Here is a 19,687-nt window from a genome sequence, read left to right on the forward strand (position 1 = left end):
CTGGGGAAGCTTGCGGACTGTTCCATGAATGAGATCGATCCCGCGCGCCGCTTTTCACCAGAAGCAGTGCGTAAACTCGACACTCCGGCCGAGGGCATTGCGCCCGGCGGCATGAACGACGTTGCCCGGCAGGTCGCCTCGCAGTACCGGCGGGACACGATGTCGCCGATCATGGTCAGCGGTGTCCTGCGCATGGTCGAATTCGGGGTGCTTCTGGTTTCGGGCCTCTGCGTCTATTTCCACTATGTCGGGTTCTTCAACTATCTCGCCTGGCAATATCCGCTGACGATCGGCGCCGCGTCATTCCTGGCCGTGGTGCTGCTCGACGTCACCGACTGCTACCAGGTCGTGTCCCTGATGCGGCCTATCGCCAATTTCGGCCGCATCCTGCTGGTCTGGGCCGGCGCCTTCGCGCTGATGGCCTTGACGGCCTTCGCCATGAAGATGTCGCAGGACTATTCGCGCCTGCTGTTCGGCACGTGGTTCGTCGTCGGCTTCGTCTGCCTCTTCAGTCTCAGGCTGGTGATGTCGAGGCTGATCCGACGCTGGGCACGCGATGGCCGCATGGAGCGGCGCGCCGTCATCGTCGGTGGCGGCAAGGCGGCGGAAGTCCTGATCCGCTCGGTCGAGAAGCAGCCCTACAACGACATCCGCATCTGCGGCATCTTCGATGACCGCAACGACAAGCGCTCGCCGCCGCTTGTCGCCGGCTATCCCAAGCTCGGCACCATTTCCGAGCTGATCGAATTCGCCCGCATCGCGCGCATCGACATGCTGATCGTGTCGCTGCCGCTGACCGCCGAATCGCGCGTGCTGCAGCTTTTGAAGAAACTGTGGGTGCTGCCGGTCGATATCCGCCTGTCCGCGCATTCCAACGCGCTGCAATTTCGCCCGCGCGCCTATTCCTACATCGGCTCGGTGCCGATGCTCGACATCTTCGACAAGCCGATCAACGACTGGGATTCGGTCGCCAAGCGCGCCTTCGACATCATCTTCAGCCTGATCGGCATCGTCGTGTTCTCGCCGGTGATGCTGGCCACCGCCATCGCCATCAAGCTCGACAGCAAGGGGCCGGTGCTGTTTCGCCAGAAGCGGCATGGTTTCAACAACGAGATCATCGAGGTCTACAAGTTCCGCTCGATGTACACGGACCGTTCGGACCCGACCGCCAAGCAGACGGTGACCCGCAACGATCCGCGCGTCACCCGTGTCGGCCGCTTCATCCGCAAGACCTCGATCGACGAATTGCCGCAGTTCTTCAACTCGCTTTTGGGTTCGCTGTCGCTGGTCGGTCCGCGCCCGCATGCGATCGCCGCGCAGTCGCACAACCTTCTCTACAATGAAGTGGTCGACGGCTATTTCGCCCGCCACAAGGTCAAGCCCGGCGTCACCGGCTGGGCGCAGATCAATGGCTGGCGCGGCGAGATGGATACCAACGAGAAGATCCGCATGCGGACCGAATACGACCTTTATTACATCGAGAACTGGTCGCTGCTGTTCGATCTCAGAATCCTGTTCCTGACACCGATCCGCCTGCTCAACACGGAAAACGCCTATTGAGCGCGACCTCCTTTGAGCTGCCGCAGGCCGCCGTCAACGCCAAGCTGATCGCGATGATCTCTTCGGGGGCGGTCGTGCTGGGCATCCTGCTGTCCGGTTTCGTCATAAGCGAACCGGCGCCCTATGAACTCTACATGGCCGGGCTGATCGCCATCTGGGCTCTTTTCGGCATGAGGATCTCCCGTGCGGCGCTGCCGCTGCTGGTGCTGCTGGTGACGATGAACATCGGCGGCATGATTTCGATGACGCAGATGGCGGATCTCGCCAACACGCCGCTCTACCTTGCCGTGTCGCTGTTCCTCGCCTTCAGCGCCGTGTTCTTCGCCTCGGTTACAGCCACGCAGCCAGGCCTCTACCGGCTGATCTTCATTGCCTATGTGATCTCGGCCGTGATGACTTCGCTGCTCGGCATAGCAGGCTATTTCCACGCCTTCCCCGGCGCCGAGATGTTCACCAAATACGACCGTGCCGCCGGCGCCTTCCAGGACCCGAACGTATTCGGGCCGTTCCTGGTGCTGCCCGGCATCTACCTGCTCTATTTGATCCTGACCGGTTCGGTTTCGCGCATGCCGCTGCTGGCGGTACCGCTGCTGATCATCACCGCCGGCATCTTCTTCTCGTTCTCGCGCGGCGCCTGGGGCATGTTCGCGGTTTCGGCGGTGCTGCTCACCGGCTGTCTGTTCCTGCAGAGCGCCAGCGGCATGTTCCGGCTGCGCGTGGTGATCATGACCGTCGCCGCGCTGTCGCTGCTGACGATCGCCATCATTGTCATCCTGCAGCTGCCCGGGGTGTCGGAAATGTTCTCCAACCGTGCACATCTCGAACAGAGCTACGACACCGCCCGCCTCGGCCGCTTCGCCCGCTACACGATCGGTTTCCAGATGGCGATGGAGCATCCGTTCGGCATCGGGCCGCTGGTCTTCGGCACGATTTTCGGCGAGGACACGCACGACATCTGGCTGAAGATGCTGATGGACTATGGCTGGATCGGTTTCGTGTCGTTCCTGACGCTCGTCCTGTGGACAATCGCAGCCGGGTTCCGCATCCTGCTGCGCGACCGGCCGTGGCAACCCTATCTCTTGTGCTCCTACGTCGCCTTCATCGGCAATGTCGGGCTTGGCACCTTCATCGACATCGACCACTGGCGCCACATGTACCTGCTGCTAGGCCTGATCTGGGGCGCCATCGCGCTCGAATACCGCCATCAGCGGCTGTTGCGGCCGGTATTGCGCGGCTCATCGACACCTGCGATCGCGGCAACATAATAAACGCCGAATTTCGGTTGACCCGAGCGGGGTTATCACGATACATCGCGACCGGTCCGGAGTGTAGCGCAGCCCGGTAGCGCACTTGACTGGGGGTCAAGGGGTCGTCGGTTCGAATCCGGCCACTCCGACCATTTTAGAACAAGGACTTGCCCCAAAAGTCCTACTCTCAGTTCCGGCGTACTGCGCAGGATGACTGATGGAGTAACAGAGCTGCTTTGGGCTCTTTCATTGATTTCCGAGCGTTTCCTGCGACTATCGACGGGTATGTAAGGGGAATGCGAGATGGTGATCTGTCGCGCTACTCTGGCGTGCATATTCTATGGTGCATCGAACTGCAGCCGGCCTCTGGCGGGGAACTCCGTGCGTTCGGACATGACATTTCGATACTGAAGAACAAGGTTGGTCAAACTCAGGATCAGCTATCAGTCGATGGAAAAGTCATACACGCAAACGAGTATGTCAGTTTCGACGAAATCGCCGTCGTAAACGGCACGCCAATCATTGGCGGCGACTCGAGCCCGGGTGGCAATGCATGCGACGCAAGCCCCTTCGTTTTGTCTTTTCCGGCGGGAAAAGCGCCTCGGCTTTGGGGTGCGGGCTTTTTCATGCCCGAATGAAAACCGCACACCTAACGTCTTCCTCAAGGAATCGCTCTACCAGTGAAGATCTGTCCGTTGACTGATATACGGATTTCGGGGCCGAGCGCTCTACAAGCCCTTTACTGGGCTCGATTTGCGCCTGGAAGTGTCAGGTCAGTGTAGGCACAGTGATCGATGGAAGATTGGGCCAAGGCAAAATACAGCTAGTTGCAAAAAGGTCACATACTTTTTACACCGCCCCGGCTATTGTCATGGACGGGGGAATTACTTGGGCTGGGAGAAATACGTGAATAAATTCTTAGCAGTTTTCGCTGTTGCCGCCCTGTCGGCAAGCACTGCCTCAGCAGCGGACGTGGTGGCCCCGGTTGCGGGGTCGGCCTATGACTGGAGCGGTTTCTATGTCGGCGGCCATATCGGCGTTGCCGATGGTGATATCACGGCGACGGACATGACCGAGCCAAACGGCGGCTTTTTCACCGAGCTCGTTCCGGCCGGAACAGAGGGCTTTGACTTCAACAAAGCGGGCGTAGCCGGGGGTATCCATGCGGGCGCGCAATGGCAGTGGGGGCAATTCGTTCTGGGCGGCGAGGCGACCTGGACTGCAACGGGCATCCGCAAAACCATCACCAGTCCCTATTACCCGGACAGTGACACCGAGACCGGCAAGATCTCGAATTATGCCACGATCGTTGGCCGTGTCGGCTACGCCTTCGATCGCGTGCTGATTTACGCGAAGGCGGGCTATGCCGGCGGCAAGGTGGATTTCCGCGCCCGAGACAATGACGCTCTCGTGTCCTACGAGAAGAATGAGTGGCAGAACGGCTATGCGCTCGGCGCCGGCATCGACTATGCTCTTACGAACAACCTCTCGCTGGGCGTGGACTACACCCACATTGACCTCGGTCATAAGACGAGCACGGGCGACAACGTTTACGATGACGGGCACCTCGGTGACAATCCTGAGACGTATCGCACCGAGGCAAAGGTCGATGCCGTGATGGCCAGGCTAACCTACAAGTTCGGAATGGGTCAGTAATTAGCCGTTTGGGCTTCAGCATCTAAGCGTCACGGGGAGCCCGCGAGGAGCTCCCCTATTCGCATCTGGTTTTCATGACGCCATTGGTCGATTAGGGCGACGGCCCTGCCCGGTCGCGGCCTATCCCTGGCAGACATCCACCCATTCAGCGCCGGTAAGCTCGACCATCCTCCGCGGCGTAATCCGCACCGCCGCGTTGGTGGCGCCGGCGGCGGGGACAACCTCGTCGAACTCGCGCAGCGACACGTCGCAATAGACCGGCAGCGGCGCCGGCAGGCCGAACGGGCAGACACCGCCGACCGGATGGCTCGTGGCGGCGACGACTTCCTCCGCGTCCAGCATGCGCGGCTTGCCGGCGAACTGGTCCTTGAATTTGCGGTTGTCCAGCCTCGCGATACCGCTGGTCACGACCAGCATGGTGCGGTCGCCGACGCGAAGGCAGATCGTCTTGGCGATCTGCGCCGGCAACACGCCATGCGCCTGCGCCGCCAGCGTCACGGTCGCCGAACTCGCTTCCGTGACGATGACCTCGATGTCAGGCGCATGAGCGGCGAAGAACGCACGAACGGATTCCAGGCTCATATCGAAAACCCCAGGGTTCAAGGATGCCGCGCGTATAAACACGTGCGATTTGCAAATCGGCAAGCCCGGCCGGTGGCAAAACCCGTGGCATCAGCAAGAAACCCGCCAAGGGGCCTTGGCGGGTTCTCGGGCATGCCTGGTACTGGCTTATGCCAGGGGCCGGCCTTGTGCGGCCGGCGTGCTGGCTGCCGAAGCAATGAGAGTGTCCGGAGGAAGCCGAAGCGCGGACGCAATACGACGCAGCTTCGCCGGATCGGCCGCCCTGCCGTTCTCGATGTCCTCGATTTCGTCGACCGACAGGCCGCACGTCAGGGAAAGCTCTTCCAAACTGTATCCGCGGGTTTCCCGCATGGCCTTGAGGGCACTGTAATCTTGCCCGATCTCATTGGCTAACGGTTCGGAGAGGGCATGGCTTTTTGCATTTTTGGGCATTGGCAACTCCGTTGGCTGAAAGAGTTTGATCAAAATGGGATGTTGCCTGAGACGATGGGAAGATGCCCGCTCGGCGGCGATTTGCCAAGTCCCAAAAAGACCGTCACGCTATCGTGAAGCAGGGGGGCGCGCGGCGTCCCGGCCATCTCGTCCCGATCAAGTTGTTTTGAACGCCGAAGCGCCTTTTGCTCGGCATTTTGGCCACGCCCATTCGTTGTCCTGGCGTTGCTGGCATGAAAGCCGATCGGCTCCTGCCAGCCTTTTCCTGGCCAGCCTTTTCCTGGCCAGCCTTTTCCTAGAAGGACATACGCAAATGAAGCTCAAGACATCCCTCCTCGTGCTCGGCACGATTTCCATGCTTTCCGGCGCCGGCGTGGCTGCCGCCCAGGCGGCGGACGCGCTGCGCGTGCGCGGCACGGTCGTCAGTTTCGAGCCATCGCTGCTCACGGTGAAAACCCGCCAGGGTGAGACCTCGGCGATCAAGCTCAATGCCGGCTGGAAGGTTTCAGGCGTCGCCAGCGCCTCCATGAAGGACATCAAGCAGGGCGACTTCCTCGGCATCGCCTCCGTCTCGAAGGCGGATGGCGGCAGCGGCGCGCTGGAAGTGGTGGTCTTTCCGGCGGCCCTGAAGGGCACCGGCGAGGGTGATCGGCCATGGGACCTGCAGCCGAACAGCCGCATGACCAACGGCACCGTCGCCGACGTCACCGACATCAACGGACGAGCCGTCACGCTGACCTACGACAACGGGCAGACCAAGAAGATCTCGATACCCGACAGCACGCCTGTCGTGACCTTCGCTCCGGCCACGCCGGCCGATCTCAAGCCAGGCGCAACGGTCTTCGTCACCGCGCAGCGCGAGGCTGACGGCACGCTGAGCTCCAGCCGCGTCGTGGTGGGAAACAAAGGCGTGGTACCGCCGATGTAGTGGAAACCCGCGGCAAAACGCGGCTTTTGGCCTGCGGGATGAAGACGGCGAAAAGCCTGGATTCCCGGAAATAGTTCAGAAACAAAATTCTACAATCGGGAAATACTGACGAAAAAATCGAGGAGCGTAATCGCCATCGCGGCGGTCGGGTTGTCGGCCCGTTTCATACCTGCCTGCGAAAAGAAGGAAACGATCCATGAAGAAGTCCCTCCTCTCGGCCCTCGGGCTTGCAGTCGCGCTTGCTTTCACGGTGCCGGTGATCGGTGCAACGAGCGCGGATGCGGCCCCGATGGCAAGGCATCATCATCGTCATCACCATCATCATCGCCACCACCATCGCTATCATCACCACCATCATCACCACCACCACATGAAGAAGATGGGCAACAAGGCCTAAGGATTGCCAATGAGAAGACCGGCCTTGGCTTCCCTGTTCAAGGCTGGTCTCCTCCTGATTCAAGAGGCTCGATTGCGGGCCGTATCGATCCGGCGTTCGCCGGCCAGATCGGGCGGCTCTGGCGGTTCGACCGATCCGCGTTCCTGCGGCGGCGCCACAAAGCTGCCGTGGCCTCTATGCCGACGCACTTCGCGCTCGGGTCGCATGGACGGGCATCAGCGCCGGCTGAACAGCAGGCTGGCAACCAGGCCGAGCACCACAAGACCGACCGCCGCGGCCGCCGCCGGATGGTCACGGGCCGATTTTTCGATCACCCTGCCCTGCTTGCGGATCGCCGGCATGGCATCGCGCAGGCGTCCGGCCAGATCTGAATAGGTGTCGAGCGCGGCGTCACGACCATCTTCGTAGTAAGCGCCGCTCCGTTGGGAGACGGCCTTTTTCAACGCCGCCAATTCCCTGGAGAGGGCCGCGACCTGCCTATCGAGGTCAATGTCCGAAAGGGTCGAGAACGATGCCATGACGTGCTTCCTTCATTTGCAGAAGGAAACGTAACGCCTCACCCGCAGGCGGGTTCCGGTTTGCGCACCGGAGCCTTCGTGCGCGGGTCAGCGCACCTGGTCGAGCAGGCGCTTGCATTCCAGAAGGTCGAACAGCGCCTCCTGCAGCAGCGCGCGGTTGTCGCGCGAGAGTTTCGACGCGTCCGGCTGGACCGGACCTTCCTCATCGCCCTTGCCGAGGCCGAAAAAGCGCCGGCTGGGCTTGACCCTTGGTTGGCCAACCAGCTCATCGTCTCCGCCGCGTGGCTGCGCCGCCGGCGTCAACGGCACCTGGTCGGCCTGCTTGCGTTGCGAGATCGCCTCGACGGCGGCCATGTCGCCATTGCCGATGGCGACCAGGAAATGATTGCCGTTTTCGCGCAGCAGCTTCTGCACGCCTTTGATCGTGTAACCCTGATCGTAGAGCATGTGACGGATGCCCTTGATCAATTCGACGTCCTGCGGGCGGTAGTAGCGGCGGCCGCCGCCACGCTTCATCGGCTTGATCTGGTTGAAGCGCGTCTCCCAGAAACGCAGCACATGCTGTGGCAGGTCGAGATCTTCGGCGACCTCGCTGATGGTCCGGAAGGCGTCAGGGCTCTTGTCCATGGGCGAAATCCTCACGCTGGAGCGTGATCCGGAACGGTCTTCAGACGGGATCACGCTCAACCAAGAGAAAGCTCATTCCGTTTGCACAGAATGGATCTTACGCAGAACACCAATCCGGCCATGCTGCCGAATCGGGCCTTATTTCAGCGGTTTGTGAAACAATATTCAAGCCCGGTGTCATGCCGGGGCCGGTTTTCAACCGTACAATGGACGCACCTTGGGAGGCTACTTGCCGCCCTTGGCCTTGCTGTTCTGGTGAGAACGCAGGATGCGGTTCTTCAGCACGTTCGACGACTTGAAGGTCATCACCCGGCGCGGCAGGATCGGCACCTCTTCACCCGTCTTGGGATTGCGCCCGATACGCTCGTTCTTGGAGCGGACATGGAATGTCGCGAATGACGATAATTTTACCGTCTCGCCACGAACGATGGCTTCGCAGATTTCATCCAGCACCGCTTCGACAAGCTCCGCGGATTCAGTCCGCGACAGACCGACCTTTCGGTAGACGGCCTCGGCAAGGTCGGCGCGCGTAAGTGTCTTTCCCCCCATGCGACCGTCCCATCAGTTCAAACATAAAATCGGCACAACAGCCGCAGAGCCTAAGTAATTGATCCGGCAAGGTCAAGGACCGAAACCGGACCGTTTGGCAACTTACCAACGAACCAGAACAGCGCCCCAGGTGAAGCCGCCGCCCATCGCTTCCAGGAGCACGAGGTCACCCTTCTTGATGCGGCCATCGGCAACGGCCACCGACAACGCCAGCGGTACGGAAGCAGCCGAGGTGTTACCGTGCAAATCGACGGTAACCACCACTTTTTGGTCATCTATCCCGAGCTTCCTGGCGGAAGCGTCAATAATTCGTTTATTGGCCTGATGCGGCACGAACCAATCCAGGTCGGCGGCCGTGATGCCGGCGTCCGAGAAGGTCGCCTCGATGACGTCGGTGATCATGCCGACCGCATGCTTGAAGACTTCGCGGCCTTCCATGCGGAGGTGGCCGACCGTTCCCGTGGTCGATGGGCCGCCGTCGACAAAAAGCTTGTCCTTGTGCGCCCCGTCGGAGCGCAGGCTGGCCGCCAGAACGCCGCGGTCGGCGATCGTGCCGCTGCCCTCCCCGGCTTCCAGAACCAGCGCGCCGGCGCCGTCGCCGAACAGCACGCAGGTCGAGCGATCGCTCCAGTCGAGAATGCGCGAAAAAGTCTCCGAGCCGATCACCAGCACGCGCTTGGCAAGGCCGCCACGGATGTAGAGATCGGCCGTCGTCACCGCATAGACAAAGCCGGAGCACACCGCCTGCATATCGAAGGCAAAGCCGTGATGCATGCCAAGCCGGTTCTGGATGTCGACCGCGGTGGCAGGGAATGTGTTGTTGGGCGTCGAGGTCGCCAGCACGATCAGGTCGATGTCGTCCGGCGTCAGCCCGGCATCGGCCAGTGCCGCGCGCGCCGCGGCCTCACCCAGGGAAGCCGTCGTCTCGTCGTCGGCCGCGATATGGCGCTGGCGGATGCCGGTGCGCTGGGCGATCCACTCGTCCGAGGTTTCGACCATGCCTTCGAAATCGGCATTCTTCATGATGCGGTGGGGCAGCGCGGCACCGGTGCCGCGCACGACTGATCTGATCAAAGTTCTTTCCTATTCCTTCGCGTCGATAACGACGTCGGATTTCCTAGATGTCAGGGCATGCGGGTTGCGCGCATGAAACAGGTCCAGGTCGGCCTCGATGCGGTCGAGCAGATTGTTGCGGACCATGTCATAGCCAAGTTCGATCGCGGCGGCGAACCCGTCCGAATCAGCACCGCCATGGCTTTTGACAACGATGCCGTTCAAGCCCAGGAAAACGCCGCCATTGGAGCGGCCGACATCCATCTTTTCGCGCAGGCGATCAAAGGCTCCCTTGGCGAAGACGTAGCCGATCTTGGCCATCAGGGTACGGCTCATGGCGGCGCGCAGATAACCTGCGATCTGGCGCGCGGTGCCCTCCGCCGTCTTCAGCGCGATATTGCCGGCGAAGCCTTCCGTCACCACCACGTCGACCGTACCCTTGCCGATATCGTCGCCTTCGACGAAGCCATGATAGTTCATCGAGGCCATGTTGGCCTCGCGCAGCATGCGCCCCGCTTCCTTGACCTCTTCCTGGCCCTTGATCTCTTCCACGCCGACATTGAGCAGGCCAACCATCGGCCGGGCGATGCCGAACACGGAACGCGCCATGCCGGTGCCCAGAATGGCAAAATCAATGAGCTGGTGCGCATCGGCGCCGATGGTGGCGCCAACGTCCAGAACCACGCTTTCGCCGCGCAATGTCGGCCACAATGCCGCGATCGCCGGGCGATCGATGGTGGCCATGGTGCGCAGGCAGAATTTCGACATCGCCATCAGCGCACCGGTGTTGCCGGCGGAGATGCAGGCGTCCGCGGCGCCCGACTTGACCGCTTCGACCGCCTTCCACATCGATGACTTCCAGCGGCCATGGCGCAACGCCTGGCTCGGCTTGTCATCCATCCTGACCGCGATTTCGCAGTGGATGAACTCGCTGACCTCGGCCAGTCTGGGAAATTTGGCCAGTTCGGGACGCACCAACTCCTCACGCCCGTAGATGACGAAACGGATGTCGGGACGGCGGGTCGCGACCGTCATGAGCGCCGGAATGACCACGGCTGGTCCGTGATCGCCGCCCATGGCATCGATGGAAATCCTGATCACGCGGTATTCATCTCACGGTTATGCGGCAGGTCGCTTTAGTGGCCGCAAAGGTTCGGCGAAAATAGCGGTTTTGGGTTTTCACACAACCGACTTTTCCGTCGCCGTCGCGGTTTTCAGGATTTTCCCAGCAAGGATCGCAGTTTTTGCTGAAATTCATTCTCCTCCGGTTCGGTATCGCCGGCGGCATCCAGCGCTGCGCCCGACTTGCGCGGATAGGGGTCGATCGCCAGGCCGAAGAACTGTTCGGCGAGAGCCCCGACATCGATGGTGTCGCCGGAAAACGTTTCGGGACTGTCGGGCCCGTCCGCATCGAGCAGTATTTCGCCGCCGCCTTCGAACCCCTGCCGTCCAAGCTTGGAGTCCTCGGGCAGCAACAGTGCCTCGACCGGCTCATCGATATGGGCCTCGACGGGCTCGAGGGTGACGATGCAGGCCTGGGTGATGTCGGCCTCGACACGGCCGCTGACCTTCACGCCATTGCGCTTCCAGGAGACGACCAGGAGTTCGGCGCGATAGGCTTCGACGGACAGCAGCCCGTGCTCCTCGGCGAGCGCGGCGCGCTGCGCCGCGTCGGCGTCGATCACTACGGGCAGCCCCTTGTGCGGCAGACGGGCGACATTTGCGCGGAAGGAAACCGGGCTTTGCGGATCGGCATGTTTCATCGATCAACCTCGCTTGCGAGCGGAAAAAACACCGTGCCGGAAACGATTGATTCGGACGGCTGCGCGGCCAGTTGCCGACGGGCGTCGGCGACATAGTTGGCCAGTTGCGATGCCTGCGGCCACGAGCCGGCATCGGGCTGGATATTGCGGGCAAGTGCCGCGGTCAGCCCGTCGTGATCGTTTCTCTCCAGCGCATCGTCATAGGCTGCGGTGCGGCCATAATACATCTTGGCCAGTTTCTTCATGCGTTTGGGCACACCGACGTCACCAATGCCCAGTTCGCGCAGCGAATGATCGACGTCTAGGAAGAACTCGTCGATCAGCACCTGCGCGACCTCTTGGCCCACGCCATCCTCGCCGCGCAACCGATGCTGGAACAGGAACATGTGCAGCGAAAGCATCTCGAACCGGCCGAGTGGCGTATCCGGCACATTCAAATCGGAATAAAATGCAGTCTGCCGCGCCGCCGCCACGATTTGTGCGTAAAGCGCGTCGGTGATGGCGCGGTTGGCGTGGCGTTCGCGGCCAAAAAGGCGCTGGAACATGGGGATGGTCTCCGGGGACCGTTTGTTGAATTGGCCTTGTTGCAACGGCAAGCAAGCTGGTTTACCGGTTTTGCGGCCCAGCGCAAGTTGCGGCGATGTAATGGAGAATTGTTGTTGCGCGCGCTGAATTTCAAGTCGACCTTCACTTCCGGGCCCGCCGGCGCGATCTCGCTGCTGCTTGTCGTTTCGGCATTGTCGGCATGCCACACCAGCAAGATGATCGGCGATCTCAGCCCGAGCGAGACGCTGACGCAAGGGTATGTCTACGACCAGCAGGCGGTCGATTCGGTGCCCGTCGGGTCCAGCCGCGAGCAGGTGCTTCTGGCGCTTGGCACGCCGTCGACCACGGCCACTTTCGACAATGAGGCGTTTTATTACATCTCGCAAACCCGCAAACGTTATGTCGCCTTCGACAAGCCGAGACTGATCGACCAGAAAGTGCTGGCGGTCTATTTCGGCGATGACGGCCGCGTCACCCAGATCGCCAATTACGGGATGAAGGACGGCAAGATTTTCGACTTCATCTCGCGCACCACGCCGACCGGCGGCAAGGACCAGAACTTCCTCAGCCAGATCATCAACGGCGCCAGCAAGCTGGCGCCCGGCATTCCCGGCGGCGGCACTCCCTGATCTTCAGATCCTGCCTTCCCTTGGAGGGCAGCACCATCTCAGGCGACCAAAAGCCCGCGGGAGCGATCCTGCGGGTTTTTGTTTTGGTCAGGGACGGTCCGGCTTGCCAGCGATGGGGCGAAACCCTATCAAAGCTGCCGGTGCTGGGGGCTTCGAAATGAGTGGCAATGATCATGCAAGGCCGGATGGCTGGATGGCCACCGGTTCGCCTGACCGTCAAACCGTGACATCCGACTGGCTTGCCATCGACCCACCAACGATCGATGGCGTCAGGATCAAGGAAATTCGGCCGGTCGCAACGTCCAACGGCTATTTGACCGAGGTCTTCCGGGACGAGTGGGAGCTCGATCAATTGCCCGTCGGCCAGGTGTTTCAGCGCACGATGTATCCCGGCGCGGTGACGGGCTGGCACGCACACAATGTGACGCTGGATCGGCTGTTCTGCTGTGCCGGCAGTGTCCGCATATCGCTCTATGACGGCCGAAAGGCCTCCCCCAGTTTCGGCGCCGTCTGGCACAAGATCGTCGGTGCGTTGCGCCCGGCGATTGTCATCATCCCGCCGGGCGTGTGGCACGGTGTGACCGCGCTCGGGCCGGAGACGGCCATGCTGCTCAATCTGGTCGACAAGGCCTATGCCTATGACGCGCCGGACCACTGGCGCCTGCCGCCGGACACCGAACACATCCCCTACAAGCTGGTGTAGCGTGGAGCAACCGGGCCAGTCCGATGCGACCGGGTGGAACGCGCCGCTCGTCTCGGTGGTGATTGCCACGCACAACCGGCCCGCCGCGCTGCGACAGGCGTTGAAGAGTGTGCTGGCCCAGACCTTGCAGGACTTTGAAATTCTGGTGATCGGCGACGCCTGCCGCCCTGACACAGCAGCCGTCGTCGGCGAATTTGGCGATCCGCGCATCCTCTATGTCGACCTGCCGGTCAATTTTGGCGAACAATCAGGCCCCAACAACATCGGCTTTGCCAGGGCGCGCGGCCGGTTCGTCGCCTTGCTCAACCATGACGACCTCTGGTTTCCCGACCATCTCGCGGCGACCACGGGATGGATCGACGCGACCAATGCCGACGTGGTGATCGCGCGCGGTGTCGTTGTCGAGCCGCCGGTTGATGGCAAGCCTGTCAAGAACTCGATATTCGGGATCGGCAAGGACGGCTTCTACGATCCCGCTTCGACGACCGGGTTTGGGTCGGCGCAGATCGTGCGGCGGGCATCGTTGAACCGATTGGGACCCTGGCGTCCGGCCAGCCAGTGCTTTTGCGAATCATCGCAAGACTGGTTGTTTCGGGCCTGGCGAAAGGGCGCACTCATCTCGACGATGCCCCATCTGACCGTGCTCAAGCTGCATTCGGGCACCCGCAAGGGCAGCTATGTCGGCGACACGGCGACGGAGCAGGAGGAACTCCTTGACGCAATGCACATGCCGGACGCCCTGCGTGCGACGGTCCTTGCCACGGCCGAAGCGCCCCGCTCGAGCCGATATACCTATCTCAGGCGTAGGGTCCTGGCTGCCTGCGGCATCCATCCCAGGGCCCGGTCCTTTCGCCACAAGCATGGACGCGGCGCCTTTGTCGCCCGGCTGCGCGAGATACGCGGCCTCGCGCCAATGCCGGAGCGCGAACCGGGCGTGGACGAGATGCTGATGTTCTATCGCGACCGCAAGGATGCCGCCGCCAAGGACAGCTAAGCCAAAACCATTCGTTCCGGCGAGAAACCGCTCCCAATAAAAATCCGCGGGGATCGCTCCCCGCGGATCTTCATTTCAAAACGCCGGCCGCTCAGCCGTGCGCGAGCACGGCCAGCAGCAAGAGGGCGACGATGTTGGTGATCTTGATCGCCGGATTGACCGCCGGGCCGGCGGTGTCCTTATAGGGATCGCCGACTGTATCGCCGGTCACCGAGGCCTTGTGTGCCTCGGAGCCCTTCAGGTGCTTGACGCCGTTCTTGTCGGTGAAACCGTCCTCGAACGACTTCTTGGCGTTGTCCCAGGCGCCGCCGCCCGAAGTCATCGAGATGGCCACGAACAGGCCGTTGACGATGACGCCGAGCAGCGAAGCGCCGAGAGCTGCGAAGGCGGACGCCTTCGAACCCGAGATCAGCAGCACGCCGAAATAGACGACGAGCGGCGCCAGCACCGGCAGCAGCGACGGGATGATCATTTCCCGGATCGCCGCCTTGGTCAGAAGATCGACCGCGCGTGCGTAGTTCGGCTTGGAGGTGCCGGCCATGATGCCCGGATCCTCGCGGAACTGCTTGCGCACCTCCTCGACGATGGCGCCCGCCGCGCGGCCGACGGCCGTCATGGCGATGCCGCCGAACAGATAAGGGATCAGGCCGCCGAAGATGAGGCCCGCGACCACGTAGGGGTTGGAGAGGTCGAAGGAGATTTCGCCCATGCCCTGGAAGTAAGGATATTTGTCGCCGTTGGCGGCAAAGAACTTCAGGTCGTTCGAGTAGGCGGCGAACAGCACCAGCGCGCCAAGGCCGGCCGAACCGATTGCGTAGCCCTTGGTCACGGCCTTGGTGGTGTTGCCGACCGCGTCGAGCGCGTCGGTGGAGTGGCGCACTTCCTTGGGCAGGCCAGCCATTTCGGCAATGCCGCCGGCATTGTCGGTGACCGGGCCGAAGGCATCGAGCGCGACGATCATGCCGGCAAGACCGAGCATGGTGGTGACGGCGATCGCCGTGCCGTAGAGTCCGGCGAGCTGGTAGGTCGAGATGATGCCGCCGACAATGACGATTGCCGGCAGCGCCGTCGATTCCAGCGAGACCGCAAGGCCCTGGATGACGTTGGTACCATGGCCGGTCACCGACGCCTGGGCGATCGAGTTGACCGGGCGCTTGTTGGTGCCGGTGTAGTACTCGGTGATCACCACGATAAGGCCGGTCACCACGAGGCCGATCAGGCCGCAGATGAACAGGTTCTTGCCGGTGATGGTCATGCCGGCGACGGTGCCGACCTCGCCCCAGCCGAGCGTTGCCGAGGTGGCGACGGCGAGGCCGACGATCGACAGCAGGCCGGTGACGATCAGGCCCTTGTAGAGCGCGCCCATGATCGAGCCGTTGGAGCCGAGCTTGACGAAGAAGGTACCGACGATCGAGGTCAGGATGCAGGCGCCGCAAATAGCGAGCGGATAGAGCATCGCGGCACCCAGGATGGCGGTGCCGCCGAAGAAGATGGCGCCGAGGACCATGGTGGCGACGACCGTCACCGCGTAGGTTTCGAACAGGTCGGCGGCCATGCCGGCGCAGTCGCCGACATTGTCGCCGACATTGTCGGCGATAGTGGCCGGGTTGCGCGGATCATCCTCGGGAATACCGGCTTCGACCTTGCCGACCAGATCGCCGCCGACGTCGGCGCCCTTGGTGAAGATGCCGCCGCCGAGACGGGCGAAGATCGAGATCAGCGACGCGCCGAAACCGAGCGAGACCAGTGAGTCGATGACGATACGGTCGTTGGGCTCAAGGCCCATGAAGTGGGTCAGGATGAGATAGTAGATCGAGACGCCAAGCAGGGCGAGGCCCGCGACCAGCATGCCGGTGATGGCGCCCGACTTGAAGGCGATGTCGAGGCCGGCGGCCAGGCTGTTGGAGGCTGCCTGCGCCGTGCGCACATTGGCCCGCACCGAAACATGCATGCCGATGAAGCCGGCGGCGCCCGACAGCACGGCGCCGATCAGGAAGCCGATCGCGGCGGTGATGGAAAGCAGCCACCAGGCGAGCACGAGCACGACCACGCCGACGATGGCGATGGTTGTGTACTGGCGTGCCAGATAGGCTTGCGCGCCTTCGCGGATGGCGGCGGAGATTTCCTGCATGCGTGCATTGCCCTGATCGGACGCGAGAACCGAACGTGTCGCCCAGATGGCGTAAAGGACAGAAAGCAGACCGCAGGCGATGACGGCGGAAATAATTGTCATTGCCGGATTTTCCTCGATTGATGGCCCAAAAGAACCCCTCCCTGGGCCGTTGAGACAAAGACCGGATCCGCGAACGGAATCCGCCTCTTCGCAGCGGTGTATGCGAAACAGGGTCGCGAACGTCAAGATATTGTTCGGTTTTTGCCCGGCTTTCGCCCAAAAGACAAAAGCCGCGACGGTCCTGCCCGTGTGGTCTTTCATTTAGATCGATTGAAATGACGCAAGGGAATCACCGCCAGCGCCCTCAAGAGCTACTCCGCCTGGCGTCCCATGCGCCGCGCCGCGTAGTGCTCGACGGCCGACAGGCCGTCATAGATCAGCACGGCAAGTGCGGCCACGATCAGGCCGCCCTGCAGGATGAAGGCCAAGTTGTTCGACAACAGGCCGGCAATGATGACCTCCCCCAACGTCCTGGCGGCCACGGTCGAGCCGATGGTGGCCGTGGCCAGGCTGATCACCACCGACAGCCTGATGCCGCCAAGGATGATCGGCGCGCTGAGCGGCAGTTCGACCTTGGTCAGCCGCTGCCAGCCGGTCATGCCGGCGCCGCGCGCCGCCTCGACGACGTTGGCTGGGAGCGTCGTCAGCCCGGTCAGCGCATTTTCGAAGATCGGCAGCAAGCCATAGAGAAACAGCGCAATCAGTGTCGGCTTCTCGCCGAAGCCGACAGCCGGCACCGCGAGCGCCAGCACCGCCACTGGCGGAAAGGTCTGGCCGATGTTGACCAGGCTGCGCGACAAGGGCAGGAATTCGGCGCCGGCCGGCCTGGTGACGAGGATAGCCAAGGCCACCGCGACGATGGTCGCGGCGACGGTGGCGATCAGCACGGTGCGCAGATGCAAAAGCGTCAGCGTCAGCAGGCTGCCCTGGTTGTAGATCACAGGAGCGTTGTTTTCGGTCAGCGGTTTCAGCAGCGGCTCGAACCATCCAGGGCTGGTGACGAAGGCAACGAGCAGCACCACCAGCGCAAGCCTGAGCAGCAAAGGCAGCCAGGCCTTCATGCTGGCCTCGCCGCGCGCTTGACCAGCCCGTCCACCGTGACGCGGCCGAGCGGCTTGCCGTCGGCGCCTTTCACCGGCAGCGCCGGCCGGCCCGACCAGAGGAGTTCAGCCAGCGCATCGCGCTGGCTGGCGTCACCGGGGATCGCCTCGCCATCGGCGGCGCCCTTCTCGACAGCGTCGCGCACCCGCCCGAGCGACAACAGCCTGAATGGCCGTTCGCTGGCGCCGACCAGGGTCTCGACGAAGCTGCTGGCCGGGTTTGCCAGGATCTCGGCGGGCTTGGCGTATTGCACGAGCTTGCCGGCATCCATCACGGCGATCTTGTCGCCCATATGCACGGCTTCCTCCATGTCGTGGGTGACGAGGATGATGGTGGTGCCGAAGCGCTTCTGGATGGCCAGCAGGTCTTCCTGCGCCTTGGTGCGGATGATCGGGTCGAGCGCGCCGAACGGCTCGTCCATCAGCAGCACGTTGGGTTCGGCGGCGAGCGCGCGGGCAACGCCGACGCGCTGCTGCTGACCGCCGGACAATTCGTGCGGGTAGCGCGGCCCGAATTCCCGGGGATCGAGCTGGTAGAGCGTCATCAACTCGTCCACGCGCGCATCGATACGGGCCTTGTCCCAACCGAGCAGCACCGGCACGGTGGCGATGTTCTGCGCCACGGTTCGGTGCGGAAACAGGCCATGGCCCTGGATGGCATAACCGATGCTGCGGCGCAGTTCGTAACCGGGCACCGAGCGATTGTCGGCGCCGTCGAGCTTGATGATGCCGGCGGTCGGTTCGACCAGCCGGTTGATCATGCGCAGCAGCGTCGTCTTGCCGGAGCCCGAGGTGCCGACAATGACCGCGATGGTGCGCGGCTCGATGACCATCGACACGTCGTCGACCACCGTTGTCGCGTCGTAGCGCTTGGTAATGCCTTCGATCTCGATCATGCCGTTTCAACCCTGCGCTTGGTGGCAGTCATTTCGATCACCGCATCGAGGATGATGGCGGCGGCGAAGGCGAGCGCCACGGTTGGCACCGCGCCGAGCAGCACAAGGTCCATCGCCGTCTGGCCGACGCCCTGGAAGACGAACACGCCAAAGCCGCCGCCGCCGATCAGTGCTGCGATGGTGGCGAGGCCGATGTTCTGCACCAGCACGATGCGGATGCCGGTCAGGATCACCGGAAAGGCCAGTGGAAACTCGACGCCGAACAGGCGCTGGCGTTCGGTCATGCCCATGCCGCGCGCCGCATCGTTGGCGGCTCGCGGCACCCCGGCGAGGCCGACCACGGTGTTGGCCACCACCGGCAGCAGCGAATAGAGGAACAGGGCGACGAAAGCAGGTGCCGTGCCGATGCCGCGGATGCCGAGCGCGGCAGCCCCCGGCACATGCGTAGCGACCCAGCCGAGCGGCGCGATCAGCAGGCCGAACAGCGCGATCGAGGGAATGGTCTGGATGATGTTGAGCACGTTGAGCACGCCGGCCCGCAGCCTTTCGACGCGATGGCAGAGGATGCCGAGCGGCAGGCCGACGACCACCGCGGCAAGCAGGGAGCCGAGCGCCAGGGTCACATGCTTGGAGCCTTCGGCCCAGAAACTGTCGGCGCGGTTGGCGTATTCCTTGAGGATGGAAAGGTCGTTCCAGGCCCCCGACACCAAAAGCAGGCCAATGGCCGCGGCGGCGGCGAGCAGCACGCCGACACGGGCCGAGGGCGACAGGTTCAGGCGCGTCAGCACGTCCGCCAGCAAAAGCGTGAAGGCGAAGATGAATATCCAGAAACCAGAGGCCGGCGACACCCTGGCAAACGTGTTGCCGGCCGGCGTCAGAAATGTGCCGGCGACGCCGACAAGCACTGCGAGCGCGACCAGCGCAACCACGCTGGCGGCAAGCCGCAGCACGAGCGGCGTCTTGAACAGTGCTATGAGCGCTGCCGTGACCACGATCGCCAAAAGCAACGGCCCGGTGATTGCCGGCAGCGCCTCGAGAATCGAGCGCGGCTGGCCAGGGACGATGCGGTTGGCGCGGAACGTGGCGAAGGGGGCAAGGAACGCCGCGTAGGCCGCAATCGCGGCGATGACCACGCCGAGCTTGTCGAAGCGGAGGGTCATGGCCGCCCCACTTGGGTGGCGACTTGCCATGTTGCGCACGGCTGGCTGGCGATTGGCGAAAGCCGACGCGATATCCGATCTCCCCCCTTGCGGGGGAGATGGCCGGCAGGCCAGAGGGGGGTGTGAAGGATCGCCAACTTTCGATCGTTGGCTTGTTCAGAAGCAATCCTGTCG

General features: G+C 62.7%; 22 protein-coding genes and 1 tRNA gene. 10 read left to right on the plus strand and 13 right to left on the minus strand.

The window, feature by feature from the left end; translation table 11 throughout:
- Window positions 1–24 precede the first annotated feature (24 nt).
- The 5 genes from MESOP_RS24245 to MESOP_RS24265 all read left to right on the plus strand — a co-directional run bounded on the left by MESOP_RS24245 (window position 25) and on the right by MESOP_RS24265 (window position 4,463).
- A complete protein-coding gene (locus tag MESOP_RS24245; protein ID WP_013895966.1) occupies window positions 25–1,560 on the plus strand; it encodes an undecaprenyl-phosphate glucose phosphotransferase in 1,536 nt (511 codons plus the stop codon).
- A complete protein-coding gene (locus MESOP_RS24250) occupies window positions 1,557–2,825 on the plus strand; it encodes an O-antigen ligase family protein (protein ID WP_013895967.1) in 1,269 nt (422 codons plus the stop codon). The genes MESOP_RS24245 and MESOP_RS24250 overlap by 4 nt, the downstream gene beginning before the upstream one ends.
- A gap of 57 nt (window positions 2,826–2,882) precedes the next feature.
- Window positions 2,883–2,959 (plus strand) — tRNA-Pro (locus tag MESOP_RS24255).
- A gap of 144 nt (window positions 2,960–3,103) precedes the next feature.
- Entirely contained in the window at window positions 3,104–3,445 is a 342-nt protein-coding gene (locus MESOP_RS24260) for a hypothetical protein (protein ID WP_041164287.1), read from the plus strand.
- 250 nt (window positions 3,446–3,695) lie between these two features.
- The gene (locus MESOP_RS24265) at window positions 3,696–4,463 is read left to right on the plus strand and encodes an outer membrane protein (RefSeq protein ID WP_013895968.1); all 768 of its coding nucleotides are present in this window, start codon (window positions 3,696–3,698) and stop codon (window positions 4,461–4,463) included.
- 120 nt (window positions 4,464–4,583) lie between these two features.
- Here the strand turns inward: MESOP_RS24265 and MESOP_RS24270 are convergent, their stop codons facing one another.
- Window positions 4,584–5,045 (minus strand): YbaK/EbsC family protein, encoded by a 462-nt coding sequence (locus MESOP_RS24270; RefSeq protein WP_013895969.1) that lies wholly within the window; start codon window positions 5,043–5,045, stop codon window positions 4,584–4,586.
- Between the two features lie 147 nt (window positions 5,046–5,192).
- Entirely contained in the window at window positions 5,193–5,477 is a 285-nt protein-coding gene (locus MESOP_RS24275) for a helix-turn-helix domain-containing protein (RefSeq protein WP_013895970.1), read from the minus strand.
- A gap of 313 nt (window positions 5,478–5,790) precedes the next feature.
- On the opposite strand from MESOP_RS24275, the gene MESOP_RS24280 reads away from it, so the two are divergent.
- Together MESOP_RS24280 and MESOP_RS34000 are read left to right on the plus strand one after the other, a co-directional pair.
- Window positions 5,791–6,405 carry a hypothetical protein gene (locus MESOP_RS24280; RefSeq protein WP_013895971.1) on the plus strand — a complete coding sequence of 205 codons (615 nt, stop codon included), beginning with the start codon at window positions 5,791–5,793 and terminating at the stop codon, window positions 6,403–6,405.
- 196 nt (window positions 6,406–6,601) lie between these two features.
- Complete coding sequence (locus tag MESOP_RS34000; protein WP_083833291.1) at window positions 6,602–6,802, plus strand: hypothetical protein; 201 nt, start codon at window positions 6,602–6,604, stop codon at window positions 6,800–6,802.
- 215 nt (window positions 6,803–7,017) lie between these two features.
- On the opposite strand, the gene MESOP_RS24285 is transcribed toward MESOP_RS34000, so the two are convergent.
- The 7 genes from MESOP_RS24285 to MESOP_RS24315 form a co-directional block, all read right to left on the minus strand.
- Window positions 7,018–7,320 carry a hypothetical protein gene (locus MESOP_RS24285; RefSeq protein ID WP_013895973.1) on the minus strand — a complete coding sequence of 101 codons (303 nt, stop codon included), beginning with the start codon at window positions 7,318–7,320 and terminating at the stop codon, window positions 7,018–7,020.
- Between the two features lie 87 nt (window positions 7,321–7,407).
- A complete protein-coding gene (locus MESOP_RS24290) occupies window positions 7,408–7,947 on the minus strand; it encodes a MerR family transcriptional regulator (protein ID WP_013895974.1) in 540 nt (179 codons plus the stop codon).
- Window positions 7,948–8,172: 225 nt separating this feature from the next.
- A complete protein-coding gene (locus MESOP_RS24295; RefSeq protein WP_010915609.1) occupies window positions 8,173–8,496 on the minus strand; it encodes an integration host factor subunit alpha in 324 nt (107 codons plus the stop codon).
- Between the two features lie 102 nt (window positions 8,497–8,598).
- Complete coding sequence (locus tag MESOP_RS24300) at window positions 8,599–9,570, minus strand: beta-ketoacyl-ACP synthase III (protein ID WP_013895975.1); 972 nt, start codon at window positions 9,568–9,570, stop codon at window positions 8,599–8,601.
- A gap of 9 nt (window positions 9,571–9,579) precedes the next feature.
- Window positions 9,580–10,650: a phosphate acyltransferase PlsX gene (gene plsX / locus MESOP_RS24305; RefSeq protein WP_041164288.1), complete on the minus strand. Its 1,071-nt coding sequence runs from the start codon at window positions 10,648–10,650 to the stop codon at window positions 9,580–9,582.
- Window positions 10,651–10,763: 113 nt separating this feature from the next.
- Complete coding sequence (locus tag MESOP_RS24310; RefSeq protein ID WP_013895977.1) at window positions 10,764–11,312, minus strand: YceD family protein; 549 nt, start codon at window positions 11,310–11,312, stop codon at window positions 10,764–10,766.
- Complete coding sequence (locus MESOP_RS24315) at window positions 11,309–11,857, minus strand: ubiquinol-cytochrome C chaperone family protein (protein ID WP_013895978.1); 549 nt, start codon at window positions 11,855–11,857, stop codon at window positions 11,309–11,311. Before MESOP_RS24315 ends, MESOP_RS24310 begins: the two co-directional genes overlap by 4 nt.
- A gap of 114 nt (window positions 11,858–11,971) precedes the next feature.
- Between MESOP_RS24315 and MESOP_RS24320 the strand changes: the two genes are divergently transcribed.
- From MESOP_RS24320 to MESOP_RS24330, 3 genes are all read left to right on the plus strand, one after another.
- A complete protein-coding gene (locus tag MESOP_RS24320; protein WP_013895979.1) occupies window positions 11,972–12,487 on the plus strand; it encodes an outer membrane protein assembly factor BamE in 516 nt (171 codons plus the stop codon).
- Between the two features lie 157 nt (window positions 12,488–12,644).
- A complete protein-coding gene (locus MESOP_RS24325) occupies window positions 12,645–13,190 on the plus strand; it encodes a dTDP-4-dehydrorhamnose 3,5-epimerase family protein (RefSeq protein WP_140571369.1) in 546 nt (181 codons plus the stop codon).
- Window position 13,191: 1 nt separating this feature from the next.
- The gene (locus tag MESOP_RS24330; RefSeq protein WP_013895981.1) at window positions 13,192–14,184 is read left to right on the plus strand and encodes a glycosyltransferase family 2 protein; all 993 of its coding nucleotides are present in this window, start codon (window positions 13,192–13,194) and stop codon (window positions 14,182–14,184) included.
- 91 nt (window positions 14,185–14,275) lie between these two features.
- On the opposite strand, the gene MESOP_RS24335 is transcribed toward MESOP_RS24330, so the two are convergent.
- The 4 genes from MESOP_RS24335 to MESOP_RS24350 form a co-directional block, all read right to left on the minus strand.
- Window positions 14,276–16,417, minus strand: coding sequence for a sodium-translocating pyrophosphatase (locus tag MESOP_RS24335; protein WP_013895982.1), 2,142 nt, complete (start codon window positions 16,415–16,417; stop codon window positions 14,276–14,278).
- Between the two features lie 251 nt (window positions 16,418–16,668).
- Entirely contained in the window at window positions 16,669–17,418 is a 750-nt protein-coding gene (locus tag MESOP_RS24340; RefSeq protein ID WP_013895983.1) for an ABC transporter permease, read from the minus strand.
- On the minus strand, window positions 17,415–18,353 hold the full coding sequence (locus MESOP_RS24345; protein ID WP_013895984.1) for an ABC transporter ATP-binding protein: 939 nt from the start codon (window positions 18,351–18,353) through the stop codon (window positions 17,415–17,417). The genes MESOP_RS24340 and MESOP_RS24345 overlap by 4 nt, the downstream gene beginning before the upstream one ends.
- Window positions 18,350–19,513, minus strand: a complete 1,164-nt coding sequence (locus MESOP_RS24350; protein WP_013895985.1) for an ABC transporter permease — start codon at window positions 19,511–19,513, stop codon at window positions 18,350–18,352. The genes MESOP_RS24345 and MESOP_RS24350 overlap by 4 nt, the downstream gene beginning before the upstream one ends.
- Window positions 19,514–19,687: the final 174 nt, after the last annotated feature.

Origin of the sequence: Mesorhizobium opportunistum WSM2075, assembly GCF_000176035.2 — a bacterium.
Taxonomy (GTDB): Bacteria; Pseudomonadota; Alphaproteobacteria; order Rhizobiales; family Rhizobiaceae; genus Mesorhizobium; species Mesorhizobium opportunistum.